This window comes from Streptomyces sp. ID05-39B (assembly GCF_033794725.1).
GTDB lineage: Bacteria > Actinomycetota > Actinomycetes > Streptomycetales > Streptomycetaceae > Streptomyces > Streptomyces bobili.
The window spans coordinates 1-17,034 of sequence record NZ_JARGEF010000185.1 but is presented as its reverse complement, the minus strand read 5'-3'; the positions used below and the strand labels follow the sequence as shown (position 1 = coordinate 17,034).

The 17,034-nt window shown below is 70.1% G+C and carries 13 protein-coding genes and 1 pseudogene; 1 reads left to right on the top strand and 13 read right to left on the bottom strand.

Annotation, left to right across the window (positions count from 1 at the left end):
• The 13 genes and pseudogenes from P1P75_RS30165 to P1P75_RS30105 all read right to left on the bottom strand — a co-directional run.
• Nucleotides 1–617: pseudogene (locus P1P75_RS30165) on the bottom strand (hypothetical protein); the annotation flags it as partial.
• Between the two features lie 52 nt (nucleotides 618–669).
• Nucleotides 670–864, bottom strand: a complete 195-nt coding sequence (locus P1P75_RS30160; protein WP_319261362.1) for a hypothetical protein — start codon at nucleotides 862–864, stop codon at nucleotides 670–672.
• 97 nt (nucleotides 865–961) lie between these two features.
• The gene (locus tag P1P75_RS30155) at nucleotides 962–2,887 is read right to left on the bottom strand and encodes a TIGR03960 family B12-binding radical SAM protein (RefSeq protein WP_319261359.1); all 1,926 of its coding nucleotides are present in this window, start codon (nucleotides 2,885–2,887) and stop codon (nucleotides 962–964) included.
• 89 nt (nucleotides 2,888–2,976) lie between these two features.
• On the bottom strand, nucleotides 2,977–4,521 hold the full coding sequence (locus P1P75_RS30150) for a CYTH and CHAD domain-containing protein (protein WP_319261357.1): 1,545 nt from the start codon (nucleotides 4,519–4,521) through the stop codon (nucleotides 2,977–2,979).
• Nucleotides 4,522–4,628: 107 nt separating this feature from the next.
• Entirely contained in the window at nucleotides 4,629–5,828 is a 1,200-nt protein-coding gene (gene rodA / locus P1P75_RS30145) for a rod shape-determining protein RodA (protein ID WP_319261354.1), read from the bottom strand.
• Nucleotides 5,825–8,083, bottom strand: coding sequence for a penicillin-binding protein 2 (gene mrdA, locus P1P75_RS30140; RefSeq protein ID WP_319261351.1), 2,259 nt, complete (start codon nucleotides 8,081–8,083; stop codon nucleotides 5,825–5,827). Before mrdA ends, rodA begins: the two co-directional genes overlap by 4 nt.
• Nucleotides 8,084–8,421: 338 nt before the next feature.
• On the bottom strand, nucleotides 8,422–9,093 hold the full coding sequence (gene mreD, locus P1P75_RS30135) for a rod shape-determining protein MreD (protein WP_319261348.1): 672 nt from the start codon (nucleotides 9,091–9,093) through the stop codon (nucleotides 8,422–8,424).
• Between the two features lie 15 nt (nucleotides 9,094–9,108).
• On the bottom strand, nucleotides 9,109–10,050 hold the full coding sequence (gene mreC, locus P1P75_RS30130; protein WP_319261345.1) for a rod shape-determining protein MreC: 942 nt from the start codon (nucleotides 10,048–10,050) through the stop codon (nucleotides 9,109–9,111).
• A gap of 171 nt (nucleotides 10,051–10,221) precedes the next feature.
• Nucleotides 10,222–11,241: a rod shape-determining protein gene (locus tag P1P75_RS30125; RefSeq protein ID WP_073496790.1), complete on the bottom strand. Its 1,020-nt coding sequence runs from the start codon at nucleotides 11,239–11,241 to the stop codon at nucleotides 10,222–10,224.
• Between the two features lie 323 nt (nucleotides 11,242–11,564).
• Nucleotides 11,565–11,978 carry a nucleoside-diphosphate kinase gene (gene ndk, locus P1P75_RS30120; RefSeq protein WP_086773291.1) on the bottom strand — a complete coding sequence of 138 codons (414 nt, stop codon included), beginning with the start codon at nucleotides 11,976–11,978 and terminating at the stop codon, nucleotides 11,565–11,567.
• A gap of 64 nt (nucleotides 11,979–12,042) precedes the next feature.
• Nucleotides 12,043–12,408, bottom strand: coding sequence for a DUF4233 domain-containing protein (locus P1P75_RS30115; protein WP_319261341.1), 366 nt, complete (start codon nucleotides 12,406–12,408; stop codon nucleotides 12,043–12,045).
• An 11-nt stretch (nucleotides 12,409–12,419) separates the two neighbouring features.
• Nucleotides 12,420–13,943: a folylpolyglutamate synthase/dihydrofolate synthase family protein gene (locus P1P75_RS30110; protein ID WP_319261338.1), complete on the bottom strand. Its 1,524-nt coding sequence runs from the start codon at nucleotides 13,941–13,943 to the stop codon at nucleotides 12,420–12,422.
• Between the two features lie 92 nt (nucleotides 13,944–14,035).
• Nucleotides 14,036–16,660 (bottom strand): valine--tRNA ligase, encoded by a 2,625-nt coding sequence (locus P1P75_RS30105; protein ID WP_319261336.1) that lies wholly within the window; start codon nucleotides 16,658–16,660, stop codon nucleotides 14,036–14,038.
• A 136-nt stretch (nucleotides 16,661–16,796) separates the two neighbouring features.
• Here P1P75_RS30105 and P1P75_RS30100 point away from each other — a divergent pair, with 136 nt between their 5' ends.
• Complete coding sequence (locus P1P75_RS30100; protein WP_319261333.1) at nucleotides 16,797–16,982, top strand: hypothetical protein; 186 nt, start codon at nucleotides 16,797–16,799, stop codon at nucleotides 16,980–16,982.
• The last annotated feature ends 52 nt before the right edge of the window (nucleotides 16,983–17,034 follow it).

Genomic DNA, 17,034 nt, shown 5'->3' with positions numbered 1-17,034 from the left:
CCCTCGATGACCTGACGGGCCAGCTTGTCGTGCCGGTAGCCCGCGTCGCGGAGGCGGGGACACAGGGCGCGATGAACGACAAGCGCGCCCGCCGGGGCTTCGTGCGGGGGCTCGCGGGCTCGGCCCGCCCGGCCGAGGGGGGCGAGGACCCAGTCGTACAGCCACCGGGCGGGTACGACGACCAGGTACCGCGCCAGCCAGGCCAGGGCGGCGCCCAGGCCGATGACGGCGGGCGTCAGTACGCGCGCGTACAGCCAGACCAAGGCGTGGCCGACGGGGGTGAGGAGGCAGCGGTGGCACCAGACCAGCGGGGCGACGACCAGCACCTTCCCGAGCCAGGCCAGGGCCTTGCCGACCGGGACGACGACGTACCGCCACAGGCCCACCAGGGGCAGGACCACGAGGACCCTGCCGAGCCACAGCAGGGCCCGGCCGAGTGGGCGCAGCAGGAGGTCGTTCAGGAAGCGGCAGGCGACGACGAGCGCGTCCCAGGCCATCCGCACCGGCAGGACCAGGACGAGCGCGACGATCCGCACGGGCAACCGGATCGCGACGACGAGGCACCCTTCGGGCTGCTGCTGCGAGGGCTGCCGGACGGGCGGCTTGTCGAGGTCCATACCCGCGAGGACGCCGGAGCGGCCCGTCCGGATCCCATCACACCCGGGGTTCTCATTTCCGCCGCCCCGGCCTCGCTCCCCGTCCCGCCTTGGGGCGGCGGCCGGGAGCGGACGGCTTGGGCAGTCCAACGGTCCGCCGGACGGAGAACTCCCGGTTGATCTCGGTCTGCCGTCGGATCGTCTCGGGCAGGTCGGGCACGGCCGGCATACGGTCGCAGGCGCGCAGCGCGCCGGTCAGGTCGCCCACCCAGTGGGCCACCCCAGGAACGCGTGAAACGCACGAGGGCCCGGCCACACCGTTCGGTGCGGCCGGGCCCTCCCGTGCGCGGGTTCCGCCGCCCGCCCTACTTCACGACGGTCAGCGGGAGCAGCTTCTTGCCCGTGGGGCCGATCTGGATGGACGTGTCCATGGCAGGGCACACCCCGCAGTCGAAGCACGGCGTCCAGCGGCAGTCCTCGACCTCTGTCTCGTCCAGGGAGTCCTGCCAGTCCTCCCAGAGCCAGTCCTTGTCGAGGCCGGAGTCCAGGTGGTCCCAGGGCAGGACCTCCTCGTAGCCGCGCTCACGGGTGGTGTACCAGTCGACGTCCACGCCGAAGGGGGCCAGCGCCTTCTCGGCGCTGCTCATCCAGCGGTCGTAGGAGAAGTGTTCGCGCCATCCGTCGAAGCGGCCGCCGTCCTCGTAGACCGCGCGGATGACGGCGCCGATGCGGCGGTCGCCCCGGGACAGCAGGCCTTCGACGATGCCGGGCTTGCCGTCGTGGTAGCGGAAACCGATCGAGCGGCCGTACTTCTTGTCGCCGCGGATCTTGTCGCGGAGCTTCTCCAGGCGGGCGTCGGTCTCCTCGGCGGAGAGCTGCGGCGCCCACTGGAACGGGGTGTGGGGCTTGGGCACGAAGCCGCCGATGGAGACCGTGCAGCGGATGTCGTTGGCGCCGGAGACCTCGCGGCCCTTCTGGATCACGCGGGTCGCCATGTCGGCGATCTGCAGGACGTCCTCGTCGGTCTCCGTCGGCAGACCGCACATGAAGTACAGCTTCACCTGGCGCCAGCCGTTGCCGTACGCGGTGGCGACGGTCCTGATCAGGTCCTCTTCGGAGACCATCTTGTTGATGACCTTGCGCAGGCGCTCGGAGCCGCCCTCGGGGGCGAAGGTGAGGCCGGACCGGCGGCCGTTGCGCGTCAGTTCGTTGGCCAGGTCGACGTTGAAGGCGTCCACGCGGGTGGAGGGCAGCGAGAGGCCGATCTTGTCTTCCGTGTAACGGTCCGCGAGGCCCTTGGCGATCTCGCCGATCTCGCTGTGGTCCGCGGAGGACAGGGAGAGGAGGCCGACCTCCTCGAAGCCCGTCGCCTTCAGGCCCTTCTCCACCATGTCGCCGATGCCGGTGATGGAACGCTCGCGCACCGGGCGGGTGATCATGCCGGCCTGGCAGAAGCGGCAGCCGCGGGTGCAGCCTCGGAAGATCTCCACCGACATCCGCTCGTGGACCGTCTCCGCCAGCGGGACGAGGGGCTGCTTGGGGTAGGGCCACTCGTCGAGGTCCATGACCGTGTGCTTCGACACGCGCCACGGGACGCCCGACCTGTTGGGCACGGTTCGGGCGATGCGGCCGTCCGGCAGGTACTCGACGTCGTAGAAGCGCGGGATGTACACGCCGCCGGTCTTCGCCAGGCGGAAGAGGACCTCCTCGCGGCCGCCCGGCCGGCCCTCGGCCTTCCACTGCCGGATGATCTTCGTCATGTCGAGCACGGCCTGCTCGCCGTCGCCGATGACCGCCGCGTCGATGAAGTCGGCGATCGGCTCGGGGTTGAAGGCCGCGTGGCCGCCGGCCAGCACGATCGGGTCGTCGAGTCCGCGGTCGCTGGACTCCAGCGGGATGCCCGCCAGGTCCAGCGCGGTCAGCATGTTCGTGTAGCCCAGCTCGGTGGAGAAGGACAGGCCGAACACGTCGAAGGCCTTCACCGGGCGGTGGCTGTCCACGGTGAACTGCGGGACGTGATGCTCGCGCATCAGAGCCTCCAGGTCCGGCCACACGCTGTACGTGCGCTCGGCGAGGACGCCCTCCTGCTCGTTGAGGACCTCGTAGAGGATCATGACGCCCTGGTTGGGCAGCCCGACCTCGTACGCGTCCGGGTACATCAGCGCCCAGCGGACGTCGCAGGACTCCCAGGGCTTGACCGTGGAGTTGAGCTCGCCGCCGACGTACTGGATCGGCTTCTGCACGTGCGGGAGCAGAGCTTCGAGCTGCGGGAAGACCGACTCGACAGACATCGCGGGGTTACCTTCGTGAGCTGACAGGGGTGACCATCTAGCCTAACCCGCTCCCGAGGCGTCCCCGAACGCCGCGAGTGCCCGGCGGATCAGACCTCCGTCGCCGCGCCGATCGTCTCCCAGGCCTGGGGCAGCGCCGCCTCCGCCAGCTCCGCGCGGCGCTCCTCCCTGGCGTAGAGCACGCCGTAGGTGAAGGCGCTCTCCCCCGCCGCGTGTGCCTGGGCGGCGAGCTCGCGCAGAGCCTCGCGCGTCATCACGCTGTCCTGGTGGTCGCCGAGCAGGCCCTGGAGGGACTTCATCAGGCGGACCAGGTCGGCGGCGGGCCCGCCGAGCGCGGGCACGGCCGTCTCGGCGGAGTAGCGGGTCCGCTTGGTCTCCTTGCGGGCGTCGTGCAGGGCCAGGTCCCGGTCGGCGCCGGGCGGCAGCGCGAGTGCCTCCTCCACCAGCGCGGCGACCTGTCCGAAGTCCTTGCGTACGGCCTTGGCGAGCACCTTCTGCGGAGCGCCCGCGGCGGCCGTCAGCAGGGGCGGCTCGTCGACCAGCCGGTCCAGCGTGTCGAGCAGCGCCAGATACCGCTTGCCGTCCAGTACGGCGATGAGGCGCCGGCGTGAGCCGCCGCTGCGCGCCCGTGCCCAGGTGCGCAGCCGGTTGCGGACGGGGCCGGTGACCAGCGGGCGCGGGAGTGCGTCCAGGGCGGCCGTCAGGCGGTCGGTGAGCACCTCCTGGTCCCGGTCCACGCCGAGTTCACCGGCGAGCCACCTCAGTTCCTCGCCGATCGGGTCGGTGGCCGTGCGGTCCAGGACCTTGGCGTAGGAACGGAACGCACTGCGCGCCCGGCGCGTGGCGACGCGCATGCGGTGCACGGAGTCGGGGAGGTCCCGGCGGACGGCCGGATCGAGCTGGACGATCGCGTCTCGCTGGGCGCGCAGGTACGCCAGGACGTGGTCCCCGGCGGTCACGGGGGTGGCGCAGACGCCGGCCCCGGCGGCCGGCTTCCCGTCCTGGCGGGCCTTCGGCCTGCCCTTCTTCCCGCGCTTGGGTTCGGTCTCCGCGAGGGCCCGCGCCAGTTTCGACGCCGACCGGGACGGCCGTACGCCCGCCTTGCGGAGCCGCTTGTCGACCTTGTCGAGGAAGTCCGGGTCGCCGCCGTCGGCGAGTTCCACCTCGATCTCGGTCCACTGGGCGGAGCCGCCGTCGCCGGTCAGCCGGTCGGCGCGCACCTCGTCCACGCTGACCTCGGCGAGCAGCCGGCCCTCGGTGTCGACCAGGTCGCGTACGTCGCGGGCGGAGCGGAGCCGGACCACGGGGGCCACCTCGGCGTCGCGGACGTGGGAGCGGATCAGGCCGGCGAGGGCGCGCGGGAGGGTGTCGGACAGCGGGGCCCGTATCTCGTCGCGGACGCCGGGGGCGACGGGGAACTTGAGGTGCCAGCCCTCGTCGGAGCCGCCGGTGCGGCGGCGCAGGGTGAGGGAGGCGGCGGAGAGCCGTGCGTCGGCGGTGTCGTAGTAGGTGGCGTCCAGTTCGGCGACGCCCTTGTCGAGTACGGCAGCGACTCCGGAGACGCCCGTGAGGTCGGGCAGCCCGCTGTCATCGGATTCGTACTTGCGCTCGATCTCGCGCTTCGTCTCCGCCATGAACCGAATCTAGTGGCAGTCGAGCCCGGACGGCAGGGCCGACCGGGCTCGGATTCGCGCCGAACGCGGGGAGAACGGCACGTGACGTGGCGCCCGCGTCACTTGGCCTACGCCGACATGGGCCGCTGCACCCGGATCGACTGCAGCAGTCCCACCGCCACCCACACCGCGAACATCGATGTGCCGCCGTAGGACACGAACGGCAGGGGCAGACCGGTGACCGGCATGATGCCGAGGGTCATGCCGATGTTCTCGAAGGACTGGAAGGCGAACCAGGCGACGATCCCGGCGGCGACGATCGTGCCGTACAGCTCGGTCGTCTCGCGGGCGATGCGGCAGGCGCGCCACAGGACGACGCCGAGCAGCACGATGATGAGGCCGCCGCCGACGAAGCCCAGTTCCTCGCCGGCCACGGTGAACACGAAGTCGGTCTGCTGCTCGGGGACGAACTGGCCGGTCGTCTGCGAGCCCTCGAACAGTCCGGACCCGGTGAGCCCGCCGGAACCGATGGCGATGCGCGCCTGGTTGGTGTTGTAGCCGACGCCTGCGGGGTCGAGGCTGGGGTTGGCGAAGGCGGCGAAGCGGGCGATCTGGTAGTCGTCCAGGATGTGCAGCTGCCAGACCGCGATCGCGCCGGCCGCGCCCGCGCCGAGGAGCCCGAAGACCCACCGGTGGGAGGCGCCGGAGGCCAGCAGCACGCCCAGCACGATGATCACCATGACCATGACGGACCCGAGGTCCGGCATCAGCATGACGACCAGCATGGGTACGGCGGCCAGACCGAGGGACTGGAGCACCGTGCGCTGGTCGGGGTAGAGCTTGTCGCCCGCGTCGACGCGGGCCGCCAGCAGCATCGCCATGCCCAGGATGATCGTGATCTTCACGAACTCCGAGGGCTGGAGCGAGAAGCCGCCGCCGAGCTGGATCCAGGAGTGGGCGCCGTTGACGGTGGAGCCCAGCGGGGTGAGCACCAGCAGGATCAGCAGCACCGAGAGGCCGTACAGGACGGGCACGGCGTTGCGCAGGGTGCGGTGTCCGAGCCAGATCGTGCCCATCATCAGGGCGAGCCCGATACCGGTGTTGACGAGGTGCCGGAACAGGAAGAAGTACGGATCGCCCTGGTTGATCTCGGTGCGGTTGCGGGTCGCCGAGTACACCAGCAGGGAGCCGATCAGCGACAGCGCGACGGCCGCCAGCAGTATCGGCCAGTCCAGCCGCCGGGCCAGCGAGTCGCGGGCGAAGATCCGCGTCCAGCCGGCCCGCTCGGGCCCGTACCCGGAGACGGAGAAGCCGTTCGCCCCGGTCATGTGCGGTTCCTCCGGCTTCCCCGTCGGCGCCCTCGCCGCCGCGTGTCACGGTTGGTGGACTCAGGCGAGGCGACGGTCGCCGCCGGCTGGGTCCCGCCGGGAGCGGGCGTGCCCTCCGGGGTGGCCTTCTGGTAGGTCTGCTGCTCCTTCGCCGGGTCCTTGGAGATCTTCGGGGAGGCGATCGTGCCGTCCGTCTTGATCTTCGGCAGGGCCTTCTGCGGGGTGGGCAGCAGCGCGTTCTTCTTGTTGATCACGCCGGTGTCCGAGACACCGTAGAGAGCGTCGTATATGTTCCGCACGGCCGGGCCGGAGGCACCGGAACCGGTGCCTCCCTGGGAGATCGTCATCACGATCGAGTAGTCCTTGGTGTACGTGGCGAACCAGGACGTCGTCTGCTTGCCGTAGACCTCGGCGGTGCCGGTCTTGGCGTGCATCTCGATCTTGTCCTGGGGCCAGCCGCCGAAGCGCCAGGCCGCCGTACCGCGGGTGGCCACGCCGGCGAGGGCGTCGTCCATCTTGGCCAGGGTCTGCTTGGTGACGGGCAGTTTGCCGTGGGCCTTGGGGGCGATCTCCTGGACCGTCCTGCCGTCGGGGCTGACGATGGCCTTGCCGACCGTCGGGTCGTACAGCGTGCCGCCGTTGGCGATGGCCGCGTAGATGGTGGCCATCTGGATCGGGGTCACGAGGGTGTCGCCCTGGCCGATGGAGTAGTTGATCTCGTCACCGGCGCGCATCTTGTTGCCCTCGAGGCAGTTCTCGTACGCGATCACCTCGACGTAGCTGCCGTTCTTCTTGCCCGTCTTGCACCAGCCGACCTTGTTGGCGTCCCAGTAGGACTGCTTCCACTCGCGGTCGGGGACGCGGCCGGTGACCTCGTTGGGGAGGTCGATGCCGGTCTCCTTGCCGAGGCCGAACTGGTGGGCGGTCTTGTAGAAGTAGTCCTTCGGCTTGCCCTTGGGGTCGATGCCGCCGTCCTTCTGCCACTCGCGGTGGGCGAGGGAGTAGAAGACGGTGTCGCAGGAGACCTCCAGGGCACGGCCGAGGCCGATCGGGCCGTGGTTCTGGGACTCGAAGTTCTTGAAGACCTGGCCGCCGACGGAGTACGAGCTGGAGCAGTTGTAGCGCCCGTCGAAGTCGTAGCCCGCCTGGACCGCGGCGGCCGTGGAGACCACCTTGAAGATGGAGCCGGGTGCCGCCTGACCCTGTATGGCCCTGTTGAGCAGCGGGTAGTTGGAGGACTTCCCGGTGAGCTTCTTGTAGTCCTTGGCGGAGATCCCGCCGACCCAGGCGTTCGGGTCGTAGTTCGGGTTGGACGCCATGGCGACCACGCGGCCGGTCCGGGCCTCCATCACGACGACCGCGCCGGCGTCGGCCTTGTAGTTCTCGTTGGTGTTCCTGTCGTGCTGCTTGCGGGCTTCCTTCATCGCCTCGTTCAGCTCGTACTCGGCGACCCGCTGGACGCGGGCGTCGATGCTGGTGACGAGGTTGGAACCGGGCTGTGCCGCGTCGGCCTCGGCCTCGCCGATGACCCGGCCGAGGTTGTCGACCTCGTAGCGGGTGACGCCCGCCTTGCCGCGCAGTTCCTTGTCGTACTGGCGCTCCAGGCCGGACCGGCCGACCTGGTCGGAGCGCAGGAAGGGCGAGTCGGTGTCCTGCGCCTTGGTGATCTCCTCGTCGGTGACCGGGGAGAGGTAGCCGAGGACCTGGGCGGTGTTGGCCGCGCCGGGGCTCGGGTAGCGGCGCATCGCCTCGGGCTCGGCGGTGATGCCGGGGAAGTCCTCGGCGCGCTCACGGATCTGGAGGGCCTGCTTGGGCGTGGCCTCGTCGGTGATGGGGATGGGCTGGTAGGGCGAGCCGTTCCAGCAAGGCTGGGGGGTCTTCGCGTCGCACAGCCGGACCTTCTGCGCGACTTCCTCGGCGGGCATGCCGAGCACCGTGGCGAGCTTGGCCAGGACGGCGTCGCCGTCGTCCTTCTGCTTCAGCAGTTCGGTGCGGGAGGCGGAGACGACGAGCCGTGTCTCGTTGTCCGCGAGGGGGACGCCCCGCGCGTCCAGGATGGAGCCGCGCACGGCGGGCTCGACGACCTGCTGGACGTGGTTGCCGGAGGCCTCCTTGGCGTACTCCGCGCCCTCACGGATCTGGAGGTACCACAGCCGGCCGCCGAGGGTGCCGAGGAGGGAGAGGACGAGGATCTGGATCACGACGAGCCGGATCTGGACCCGTGGGGTCCGCCCGGTCTCGGGAATGTTGGTCACTGCGGCTGTCTCCCCCTCTCAGGGCGCGGACGTGAATGCCCGGACGCGGGTGCGTGTGGCTGTGCTGGTGCCCGTGCTCATGGCAGGGGCTGTGCTGCTGCCCGTGCTCATCGCAGGGGCTGTGCTCGGGGCTGTCGCGGTGCTTGTGGCAGTGGCTGTGCTCGTGGCAATGGCCGTGCTTGTGGCCGTGCTCGTGGCTGTGCGTACGAATGATGAACGACCGGCCCGTGAGGCCCCGTTCCGTCCCTGCGACCCCGTTCGGGTGAACCTCAGGGCGTCCCCCTCGCCGGGGAGGTACCCGGCACCGCAGGCCTCACCGTGCGTCAACTCCAGCGTCCTCACAGCCGCTTGACCCCCTTGATGCGCCCGGCGCGGGCCATCCGGGAGCGGGCAGCCTTCATCTTCAGGCCGCCGCGCTGGCCGCCGATCCGCAGGCCGGTGCCGGAGGAGAGCCACCCGGAGGAGATGTCGGACGCCTTGCCGCCGGAGCCTGTGTCGGCGAGCGGGTCGTTGTCGGCCCGCCGGGCCAGGAACATCACGCCCGGCACGACGAAGGGGGCGAGCAGCAGGTCGTACAGGGCCGCCGAGAACAGCAGGCCGGTGAGGCCGACATGACGGGCGGAGGTGTCGCCGACGAGGGCGCCGACACCGGCGTACATCAGGGTGGAGCCGATCGCGGCGGCGACCACCACGACCATCGGGCCGGTGGCCGACTTGATGCGGCCGGTCTCCGGTTTGACGAGCCCGGCGAGGTAGCCGATGACGCACAGCACGAGGGCGTAGCGGCCCGCGGCGTGGTCGGCGGGCGGGGCGAGGTCGGCGAGCAGGCCGGCGCCGAAGCCGATGAGGGCGCCGCCGACATGGCCGTAGATCAGGGCGAGGCCCAGCACGGTGAGGAGGAGCAGATCGGGGACGGCACCGGGGAGGTGCAGGCGGGCGAGGACGCTCACCTGGATCACCAGGGCGACGACGATCAGCGGGACGGAGAGCAGGATCCGGTTGACGCGCATGGGGGTAGTCAGCTCCTACTGCTCTTCCTGGCCTTCGACGGGTGCGTTCGCGTTCGGGGTGACCGTGACGGTCACCGTCGGCGTGGGGACCGGCTTGGGCTTGGTGGGCAGCACGGTGTCGCGCGGGTCCTTCTTCGGGGCCTCGACGACGACGCCGACGATGTCGAGCTTGGTGAAGCTGACGTACGGCGTGACGTAGAGGGTGCGGGTGAGGTCGCCGCCGGACGGGTCGACGCGGGAGACCACGCCGACCGGCACGCCGGGTACGAACGGCTTGTCGGCCTGCGAGCCGAAGGTGACCAGACGGTCGCCCTTCTTCACCTCGGCCTTGCCGTTGAGGAGTTCGACGCGCAGCGGGCGGTCGCCCTGTCCGGAGGCGAAGCCCAGTTCGTCGGAGGCCTCCATGCGGGTGCCGACGGCGAAGTCGGGGTCGCTGGCGAGCAGGACGGTGGCGGTGTCGGGTCCGACGGTGGTCACGCGGCCGACCAGGCCGTCCCCGTTCAGGACGGTCATGTCGCGGGTGATGCCGTCGTGGGCGCCGACGTCGATGGTCACGGTCCAGGAGAAGCCCTGCGCCGCTCCGATCGCGATGACCTGGGCGCCCTTGATGCCGTACTGGCCGGCGCCGGCGGTCTTCAGCATCTTGTCGAGCTGTACCAGGCGGCTGCGGTTGCGGTCGTCGCTGCCGAGTTTCGCCTCGAGGGCCGCGTTCTCCTTCTCCAGCGCGGCGAGCCGGTCATGACGCTCGCCCGAGTCGCGTACGGCGGAGACCGCGTTGCCGACGGGATCCACCGCCGACGCCACCCCGTCCTCGATCGGGCCGAAGACCGCGGACGCGGCCTGCCGGGCACCGTCGACCGGGGAGTCCTCTCCACCGCGGATGTCCACCGTGATCAGCGCGAACGCGACGGCGACCAGCAGCACCAGGAGCAGCCGGCTCTCTCGTGTGTCCCTCACGTGCGGCGGCCGTGCCCTTCCTCATAGGAATACGGGAATTCGGGTGGCCCCCGGAAATTCCGGGGGCGCGGTATGGGGTGCTTGGGGGGTTCTTGAGGATCTTAGACCGCAATACCAACGATCCGCCGTACGAGAGGCGATCATCCCGTACGGCGGAATCGAAGCGTTACGTCATCTGCGCGGCGCCGCGTCCAGAACCTGCTGGAGCGCCTCGAACTCCTCGACGCACTTGCCGGATCCGAGCGCCACGCTGTCCAGCGGGTCCTCGGCGATGTGGATGGGCATGCCGGTCTCCCGGCGCAGCCGCTCGTCCAGGCCGCGCAGCAGGGCTCCGCCGCCGGTCAGAACGATTCCTCGGTCCATGATGTCGCCGGACAGCTCCGGCGGGCACTTGTCGAGGGTGGTCTTCACGGCGTCGATGATGGCGTTGACGGGTTCCTCGATCGCCTTGCGTACTTCGGCGGCCGAGATGACGACGGTCTTGGGCAGCCCGGACACCAGGTCCCGGCCGCGGATTTCGGTGTGCTCGTCGGAGTCGAGGTCGTACGCCGAACCGATCGTGATCTTGATCTGCTCGGCCGTCCGCTCACCGAGAAGGAGGCTGTACTCCTTCTTGATGTGCTGGATGATCGCGCTGTCCAGTTCGTCGCCCGCGACGCGGATGGACTGGGCGGTGACGATGCCGCCGAGCGAGATGACCGCGACCTCCGTGGTGCCGCCGCCGATGTCCACCACCATGTTGCCCGTGGCCTCGTGGACCGGCAGGCCGGAACCGATGGCCGCGGCCATGGGCTCCTCGATGATGTGCACCTGCCGGGCGCCGGCCTGGGTCGACGCCTCGATGACGGCACGGCGCTCGACGCCCGTGATGCCCGAGGGCACACAGACGACGACCCGCGGCCTGGCCAGATACCGCCGCTTGTGGATCTTCAGAATGAAGTAGCGGAGCATCCGCTCGGTGATCTCGAAGTCGGCGATGACACCGTCCTTCAGCGGACGCACGGCGACGATGTTGCCGGGTGTCCGCCCGATCATCTTCTTCGCTTCGGAGCCGACCGCGAGGATGCCACCGGTGTTGGTGTTGATCGCGACGACGGACGGCTCGTTGAGTACGATCCCGCGACCCCTGACGTACACCAGCGTGTTGGCGGTCCCGAGGTCGACAGCCATGTCACGGCCGATGAACGACATTGAGTTCCCCATCAGGATTCGACTGGCCTTCCCATGAGCTTGTGAGGGCTTTTCAGGTCGGCGAGGTGGGTGCTGTGACGTGAAGGCTTACATCGTAAACGCGCCTGCACGAACACTGCGCGAGGGTCTTCGCCATTGTCAGCAGATGCCGCAACGCCTCGCTTGTGGAGACGGTCCATCGGAGGCACGCGTTCCCCCGATCGGCGCGCATATGCCGAAGGACGGCCGAAATCGTACGGCCGTCCCTGGTCAGGGCGGAGAGGCGAGGTGACGGACCCTCAGAAAAATTCCCGAAACCTGCGCGCCCGAAGCCGTTACACGGCTCAGGCACGCCCGGGGAAGAAGATCTTCACCTCGCGGTCGGCGGACTCCTCGGAGTCGGAGGCGTGGATCAGGTTCTCGCGGACGATCACACCGAAGTCACCGCGGATCGAGCCGGGGGCGGCGGCGATCGGGTCGGTCGGGCCGGCCAGGGCGCGCACGCCCTCGATGACCCGCTCGCCCTCGACGATCAGGGCGACGACCGGGCCGGAAGCCATGAACTCCACCAGCGGCTCGTAGAAGGGCTTGCCCTTGTGCTCGCCGTAGTGCTGCTCCAGGGTGTCCTGGTCCAGGGTGCGCAGTTCCAGCGCGGTGATCTGCCAGCCGGCCTTGCGCTCGATACGGCTGATGATCTCGCCGGTCAGGCCACGACGGACGGCGTCGGGCTTGAGCAGGACGAGGGTGCGCTGGCTCACTGGGTGACTCCTTCTACTGCCGGGGTGCGGTGGGACGAGATTACAGGGCGGGTCCTGGCCCCTGTCACACAGCGTCAGCAGTATCCGAGGGGTTGGCGGCGGCCTGCGCGGCGAAGCGTGCCTTGGCCGCGTCGATCTCCCGGCCGTAGTGCACGGACGCCCACCACAGGGCCCCGAAGAGCAGGCCGAGGATGAACATCATCGGCACGACGAAACCGCTGAGGACCAGGGCGATCTGGAGCGCCCAGCCGAGGGCGACGCCCCCGGGCCGGGTGACCACACCGCACAGCAGCAGGCAGAGGAACATCGCGATGCCGCACACCGTCCACACCGTGGACGTGGTGAGGTCGGCGTCCTTCATGGCGACCAGACCGGCGAAGCCGATGATGAAGAACTCGCCGATGAGCGTGGAGGAACAGAGCGTACGCATGGTGTGAGAACTCAGCCCTTCCCCAGGAGCAGCCGGGCTTCCCCGACCGTGATGACGGAACCGGTGACCAGGACGCCGCCGCCGGCGAACTCGCCCTCCTCCTCGGCGAGCGTGATCGCCGCCTCCAGGGCGTCGGGCAGCCGAGGCTCGACCTGGACGCGCTCCTCGCCGAACACCTCGACGGCGATCGCGGCCAGCTCGTCCGCGCCCATGGCGCGGTGGCTGGAGTTCTGGGTGATGACGACCTCGGCGAGGATCGGCTCGTAGGCCTCCAGCAGCCCCCGCACGTTCTTGTCGCCGCTGGCCCCGACCACGCCGATCAGCCGGCTGAAGTCGAACGCCTCGCGCACCGCCTCGGTGGTGGCGTGGGCCCCGGCCGGGTTGTGGGCGGCGTCGAGCACGACGGTCGGGGACCGCCGGACGACCTCCATGCGGCCGGGCGCCGACACGGACGCGAAGGCCTTGCGGACGGTGTCGATGTCCAGCGGCTCGGGCCGCTGGGCGCCCACACCGAAGAACGCCTCGACGGCGGCGAGCGCCACGGCCGCGTTGTGCGCCTGGTAGGGGCCGTGCAGCGGCAGGTACACCTCGGGGTACTCGCCGCCGACGCCGCGCAGGGTGACCAGCTGTCCGCCGACGGCGACCTGCCGGGCGACGACCCCGAACTCCAGGCCCTCGCGCGCCACCGTGGCGTCCACCTCGACGGCCTTCTTCAGCAGGACCTGCGCCGCGTCGACGGGCTGCTGGGCCAGGATCACAGTGGCGCCCGTCTTGATGATCCCGCCCTTCTCCACGGCGATCTCGGCGGGCGTCCCGCCGAGCCGGTCGGTGTGGTCGAGGTCGATGGGGGTGACGACGGCGACGTCCCCGTCGATCACGTTGGTGGCGTCCCAGGAGCCGCCCATGCCCACTTCCACGACGGCCACGTCCACGGGGGCGTCGGCGAAGGCGGCGTACGCCATGCCGGTGAGCACCTCGAAGAAGGACAGCCGGTACTCCTGGGCGGCGTCGACCATCTCCACGTACGGCTTGATGTCGTGGTAGGTCTCGACGAACCGCTCGGCGGAGACCGGCGCGCCGTCGAGGCTGATGCGCTCGGTGATCGACTGGACGTGCGGGGAGGTGTACCGCCCGGTGCGCAGGTCGAAGGCGCCGAGGAGGGCCTCGATCATGCGGGCGGTGGAGGTTTTGCCGTTCGTCCCCGTGATGTGGATCGAGGGGTACGCCCGCTGCGGTTCGCCCAGCAGGTCCATCAGCGCGGCGATCCGGCTGACGGAGGGCTCCAGCTTGGTCTCGCCCCAGCGGGTGGCCAGCTCCGCCTCGACCTCGCGCAGGGCCTTGTCGACCTCGGGGTCGGCGGGCCGGGTGGGCACGCCGGACTCCGGCGGACCGCCCAGGGTGCGCAGGGTGCGGCTGCCGGCCTCGATCACCGCGAGGTCGGGGTCGCGGTCGGTCTCGGCCGCGATGATCTCGTCGAAGGAGTCGAGGGCATCGGGCTGGTCGTCGTCGTTGCCGTAGGGGGGGAGCTCGCTCACGGGGCCAGTCTACGGACGGCCACCGACAGACAGCGGCGAAGGCCCCGGAACTGTACGTTCCGGGGCCTTCGCCACCTACGTGATACCGGCACCTACGCCTGCGGCAGGCGGTCCAGCTGGGTCTGGATGCGGGCGATGTCCTCGTCCGCCTTGGCCAGCCGGGCGCGGATCCCGTCGACGACCTTGTCCGGGGCCTTGGCCAGGAACGCCTCGTTGCCGAGCTTGCCCTGGGCCTGGGCCTTCTCCTTCTCGGCGGCGGCCAGGTCCTTCGCCAGCCGCTTGCGCTCGGCGGCCACGTCGATCGTGCCGGACAGGTCCAGCGCGACCGTGGCGCCCGAGACCGGCAGGGTCGCCGTCGCCGAGAAGTCCTCGCCCTCCGGCTGGAGCCGCAGCAGCTGGCGGATGGCAGCCTCGTGCGGGGCGAGCGCGGTGCCGTCCAGGTCCAGGCGGGCCGGGACCCGCTGGCCGGGCTGGAGTCCCTGGTCGGCGCGGAAGCGGCGGACCTCGGTGATGACGGACTGGAGTGTCTCGATCTCGCGCTCGGCGTCGGCGTCCCGGAAGCCGCTGTCCTTGGGCCAGTCGGCGATGACGACCGACTCGCCGCCGGTCAGCGTCGTCCACAGGGTCTCGGTGACGAACGGGACGACCGGGTGCAGCAGCCTCAGCGTGACGTCGAGGACCTCGCCGAGGACGCGCTTGCTGACCTCGGCCGGCTCGCCGCCCGCCAGGAACGTCGTCTTGGACAGCTCGACGTACCAGTCGAAGACCTCGTCCCACGCGAAGTGGAAGAGGGCGTCGGAGAGCTTGGCGAACTGGAAGTCGTCGTAGAACGCGTCGACTTCGCGGACCACCGAGTTGAGGCGGGAGAGGATCCAGCGGTCGGGCGCCGACATCGTCGAGGCGTCCGGCAGCGGGCCCTCGACCGTCGCGCCGTTCATCAGGGCGAAGCGGGTGGCGTTCCAGATCTTGTTGGCGAAGTTGCGGGAGCCCTGGACCCAGTCCTCGCCGATCGGGACGTCGACGCCGGGGTTGGCGCCGCGGGCGAGGGTGAAGCGCAGGGCGTCGGAGCCGTACTTGTCCATCCAGTCCAGCGGGTTGACCGCGTTGCCGAAGGACTTGGACATCTTCTTGCCGAACTGGTCGCGGACCATGCCGTGCAGGGCGATGGTGTGGAACGGCGGGGTGCCGTCCATCGCGTACAGGCCGAACATCATCATCCGGGCGACCCAGAAGAAGAGGATGTCGTAGCCGGTGACCAGGACGGAGTTCGGGTAGAACTTCGCGAGCGACTCGGTCTGTCGGGGCCAGCCGAGCGTGGAGAACGGCCACAGGCCGGAGGAGAACCAGGTGTCGAGGACGTCGGTGTCCTGACGCCAGCCCTCACCGGTGGGCGGCTCCTCGTCCGGTCCGACGCAGACGACTTCGCCCTCCGGGCCGTACCAGACCGGGATGCGGTGTCCCCACCACAACTGGCGCGAGATGCACCAGTCGTGGAGGTTGTCGACCCAGTCGAAGTACCGCTTCTCCATCTCCTGCGGATGGATCTTGACGCGGCCGTCGCGGACGGCGTCGCCCGCGGCCTTGGCCAGCGGGGCGACCTTGACCCACCACTGCATGGACAGGCGGGGCTCGATGGTCGTCTTGCAGCGTGAGCAGTGGCCGACGGAGTGGACGTACGGCCGCTTCTCGGCGACGATCCGGCCCTCGGCGCGCAGTGCGGCGACGATGGCGGAGCGGGCTTCGAGCCGGTCCAGGCCCTGGAAGGGGCCGTGGGCGGTGATGACCGCGTGCTCGTCCATGATCGTGATGGCCGGCAGGTCGTGACGCTGGCCGATCTCGAAGTCGTTCGGGTCGTGGGCCGGGGTCACCTTGACCGCGCCGGTGCCGAACTCGGGGTCGACGTGCTCGTCGGCGACGACCGGGATGGAGCGGTCGGTCAGCGGCAGCCTGATCAGCTTGCCGACCAGGTGCTTGTACCGCTCGTCCCCGGGGTGGACGGCGACGGCGGTGTCACCGAGCATCGTCTCGGCGCGGGTGGTGGCGACGACGATGGTGTCGTCCCCCTCGCCGTACTTCATGGAGACGAGTTCGCCGTCGTCGTCCTGGTACTCGACCTCGATGTCCGAGATGGCGGTGAGGCAGCGGGGACACCAGTTGATGATGCGCTCGGCGCGGTAGATCAGCTCGTCGTCGAAGAGCCGCTTGAAGATGGTCTGGACGGCCTGGGAGAGACCCTCGTCCATGGTGAACCGCTCGCGCGACCACGCGACGCCGTCACCGAGGCGGCGCATCTGGCCGCTGATCTGGCCGCCGGACTCGCCCTTCCACTGCCAGACCCGCTCGACGAAGGCCTCGCGGCCGAGGTCGTGGCGGGACTTGCCCTCCTTGCCCAGCTCGCGCTCGACGACGTTCTGGGTCGCGATGCCGGCGTGGTCCATGCCGGGCTGCCACAGCGTCTCGAAGCCCTGCATGCGCTTGCGGCGGGTGAGGGCGTCGATGAGGGTGTGCTCGAAGGCGTGGCCGAGGTGCAGGCTGCCCGTGACGTTCGGCGGCGGGATGACGACGGTGTACGGCGGCTTGTCGCTCTTGGCGTCGGCCTCGAAGTAGCCCCGCTCGACCCAGCGCTCGTACAGCGGCGCCTCTACGTCGGCCGGCGCGTACTGGGTCGGCAGTTCGGTCGTGGGCGCTGGGGGCTGCTGCTGAGCGTTCTCGGTCACGGGGTCAGTTTAGGGGTGTCACCACGCCGTCCCGAAACGCCTTTGTTCTGTAACGGTGGGGGCCCCGCCACCGTGCCCGCAACGGCATTGAGCCAGGATGTGAAAATCACATAAGCGTCTGGAGGGGAACCCAGTCATGAGCTACAACCAGCCGGGCCCGTACGGCGGGCAGCAGCCGCAGCAGCCCGGCCCGTACGGCCAGCAGGGCCCGTACGGCCAACCGCCGCAGGCCCCTCAGCCCGGCTACGGCTACCCCCAGCAGCCGCCGCAGCAGCAGTCCGGCCCGCCCCAGCCCCCGCCGTACGGGCCCGGCTGGTTGTAGCTCATGACTGGGTTCCCCTCCAGACGCTTATGTGATTTTCACATCCTGGCTC

Bases quoted from the DNA above. Each gene is read 5' to 3' on its own strand.
- P1P75_RS30155 (WP_319261359.1), bottom strand. From the start codon at position 2,887: ATGTCTGTCGAGTCGGTCTTCCCGCAGCTCGAAGCTCTGCTCCCGCAC.
- P1P75_RS30150 (WP_319261357.1), bottom strand. From the start codon at position 4,521: ATGGCGGAGACGAAGCGCGAGATCGAGCGCAAGTACGAATCCGATGAC.
- rodA (WP_319261354.1), bottom strand. From the start codon at position 5,828: ATGACCGGGGCGAACGGCTTCTCCGTCTCCGGGTACGGGCCCGAGCGG.
- mreD (WP_319261348.1), bottom strand. From the start codon at position 9,093: ATGCGCGTCAACCGGATCCTGCTCTCCGTCCCGCTGATCGTCGTCGCC.
- P1P75_RS30125 (WP_073496790.1), bottom strand. From the start codon at position 11,241: ATGTCGTTCATCGGCCGTGACATGGCTGTCGACCTCGGGACCGCCAAC.
- P1P75_RS30115 (WP_319261341.1), bottom strand. From the start codon at position 12,408: ATGCGTACGCTCTGTTCCTCCACGCTCATCGGCGAGTTCTTCATCATC.
- P1P75_RS30100 (WP_319261333.1), top strand. From the start codon at position 16,797: ATGAGCTACAACCAGCCGGGCCCGTACGGCGGGCAGCAGCCGCAGCAG.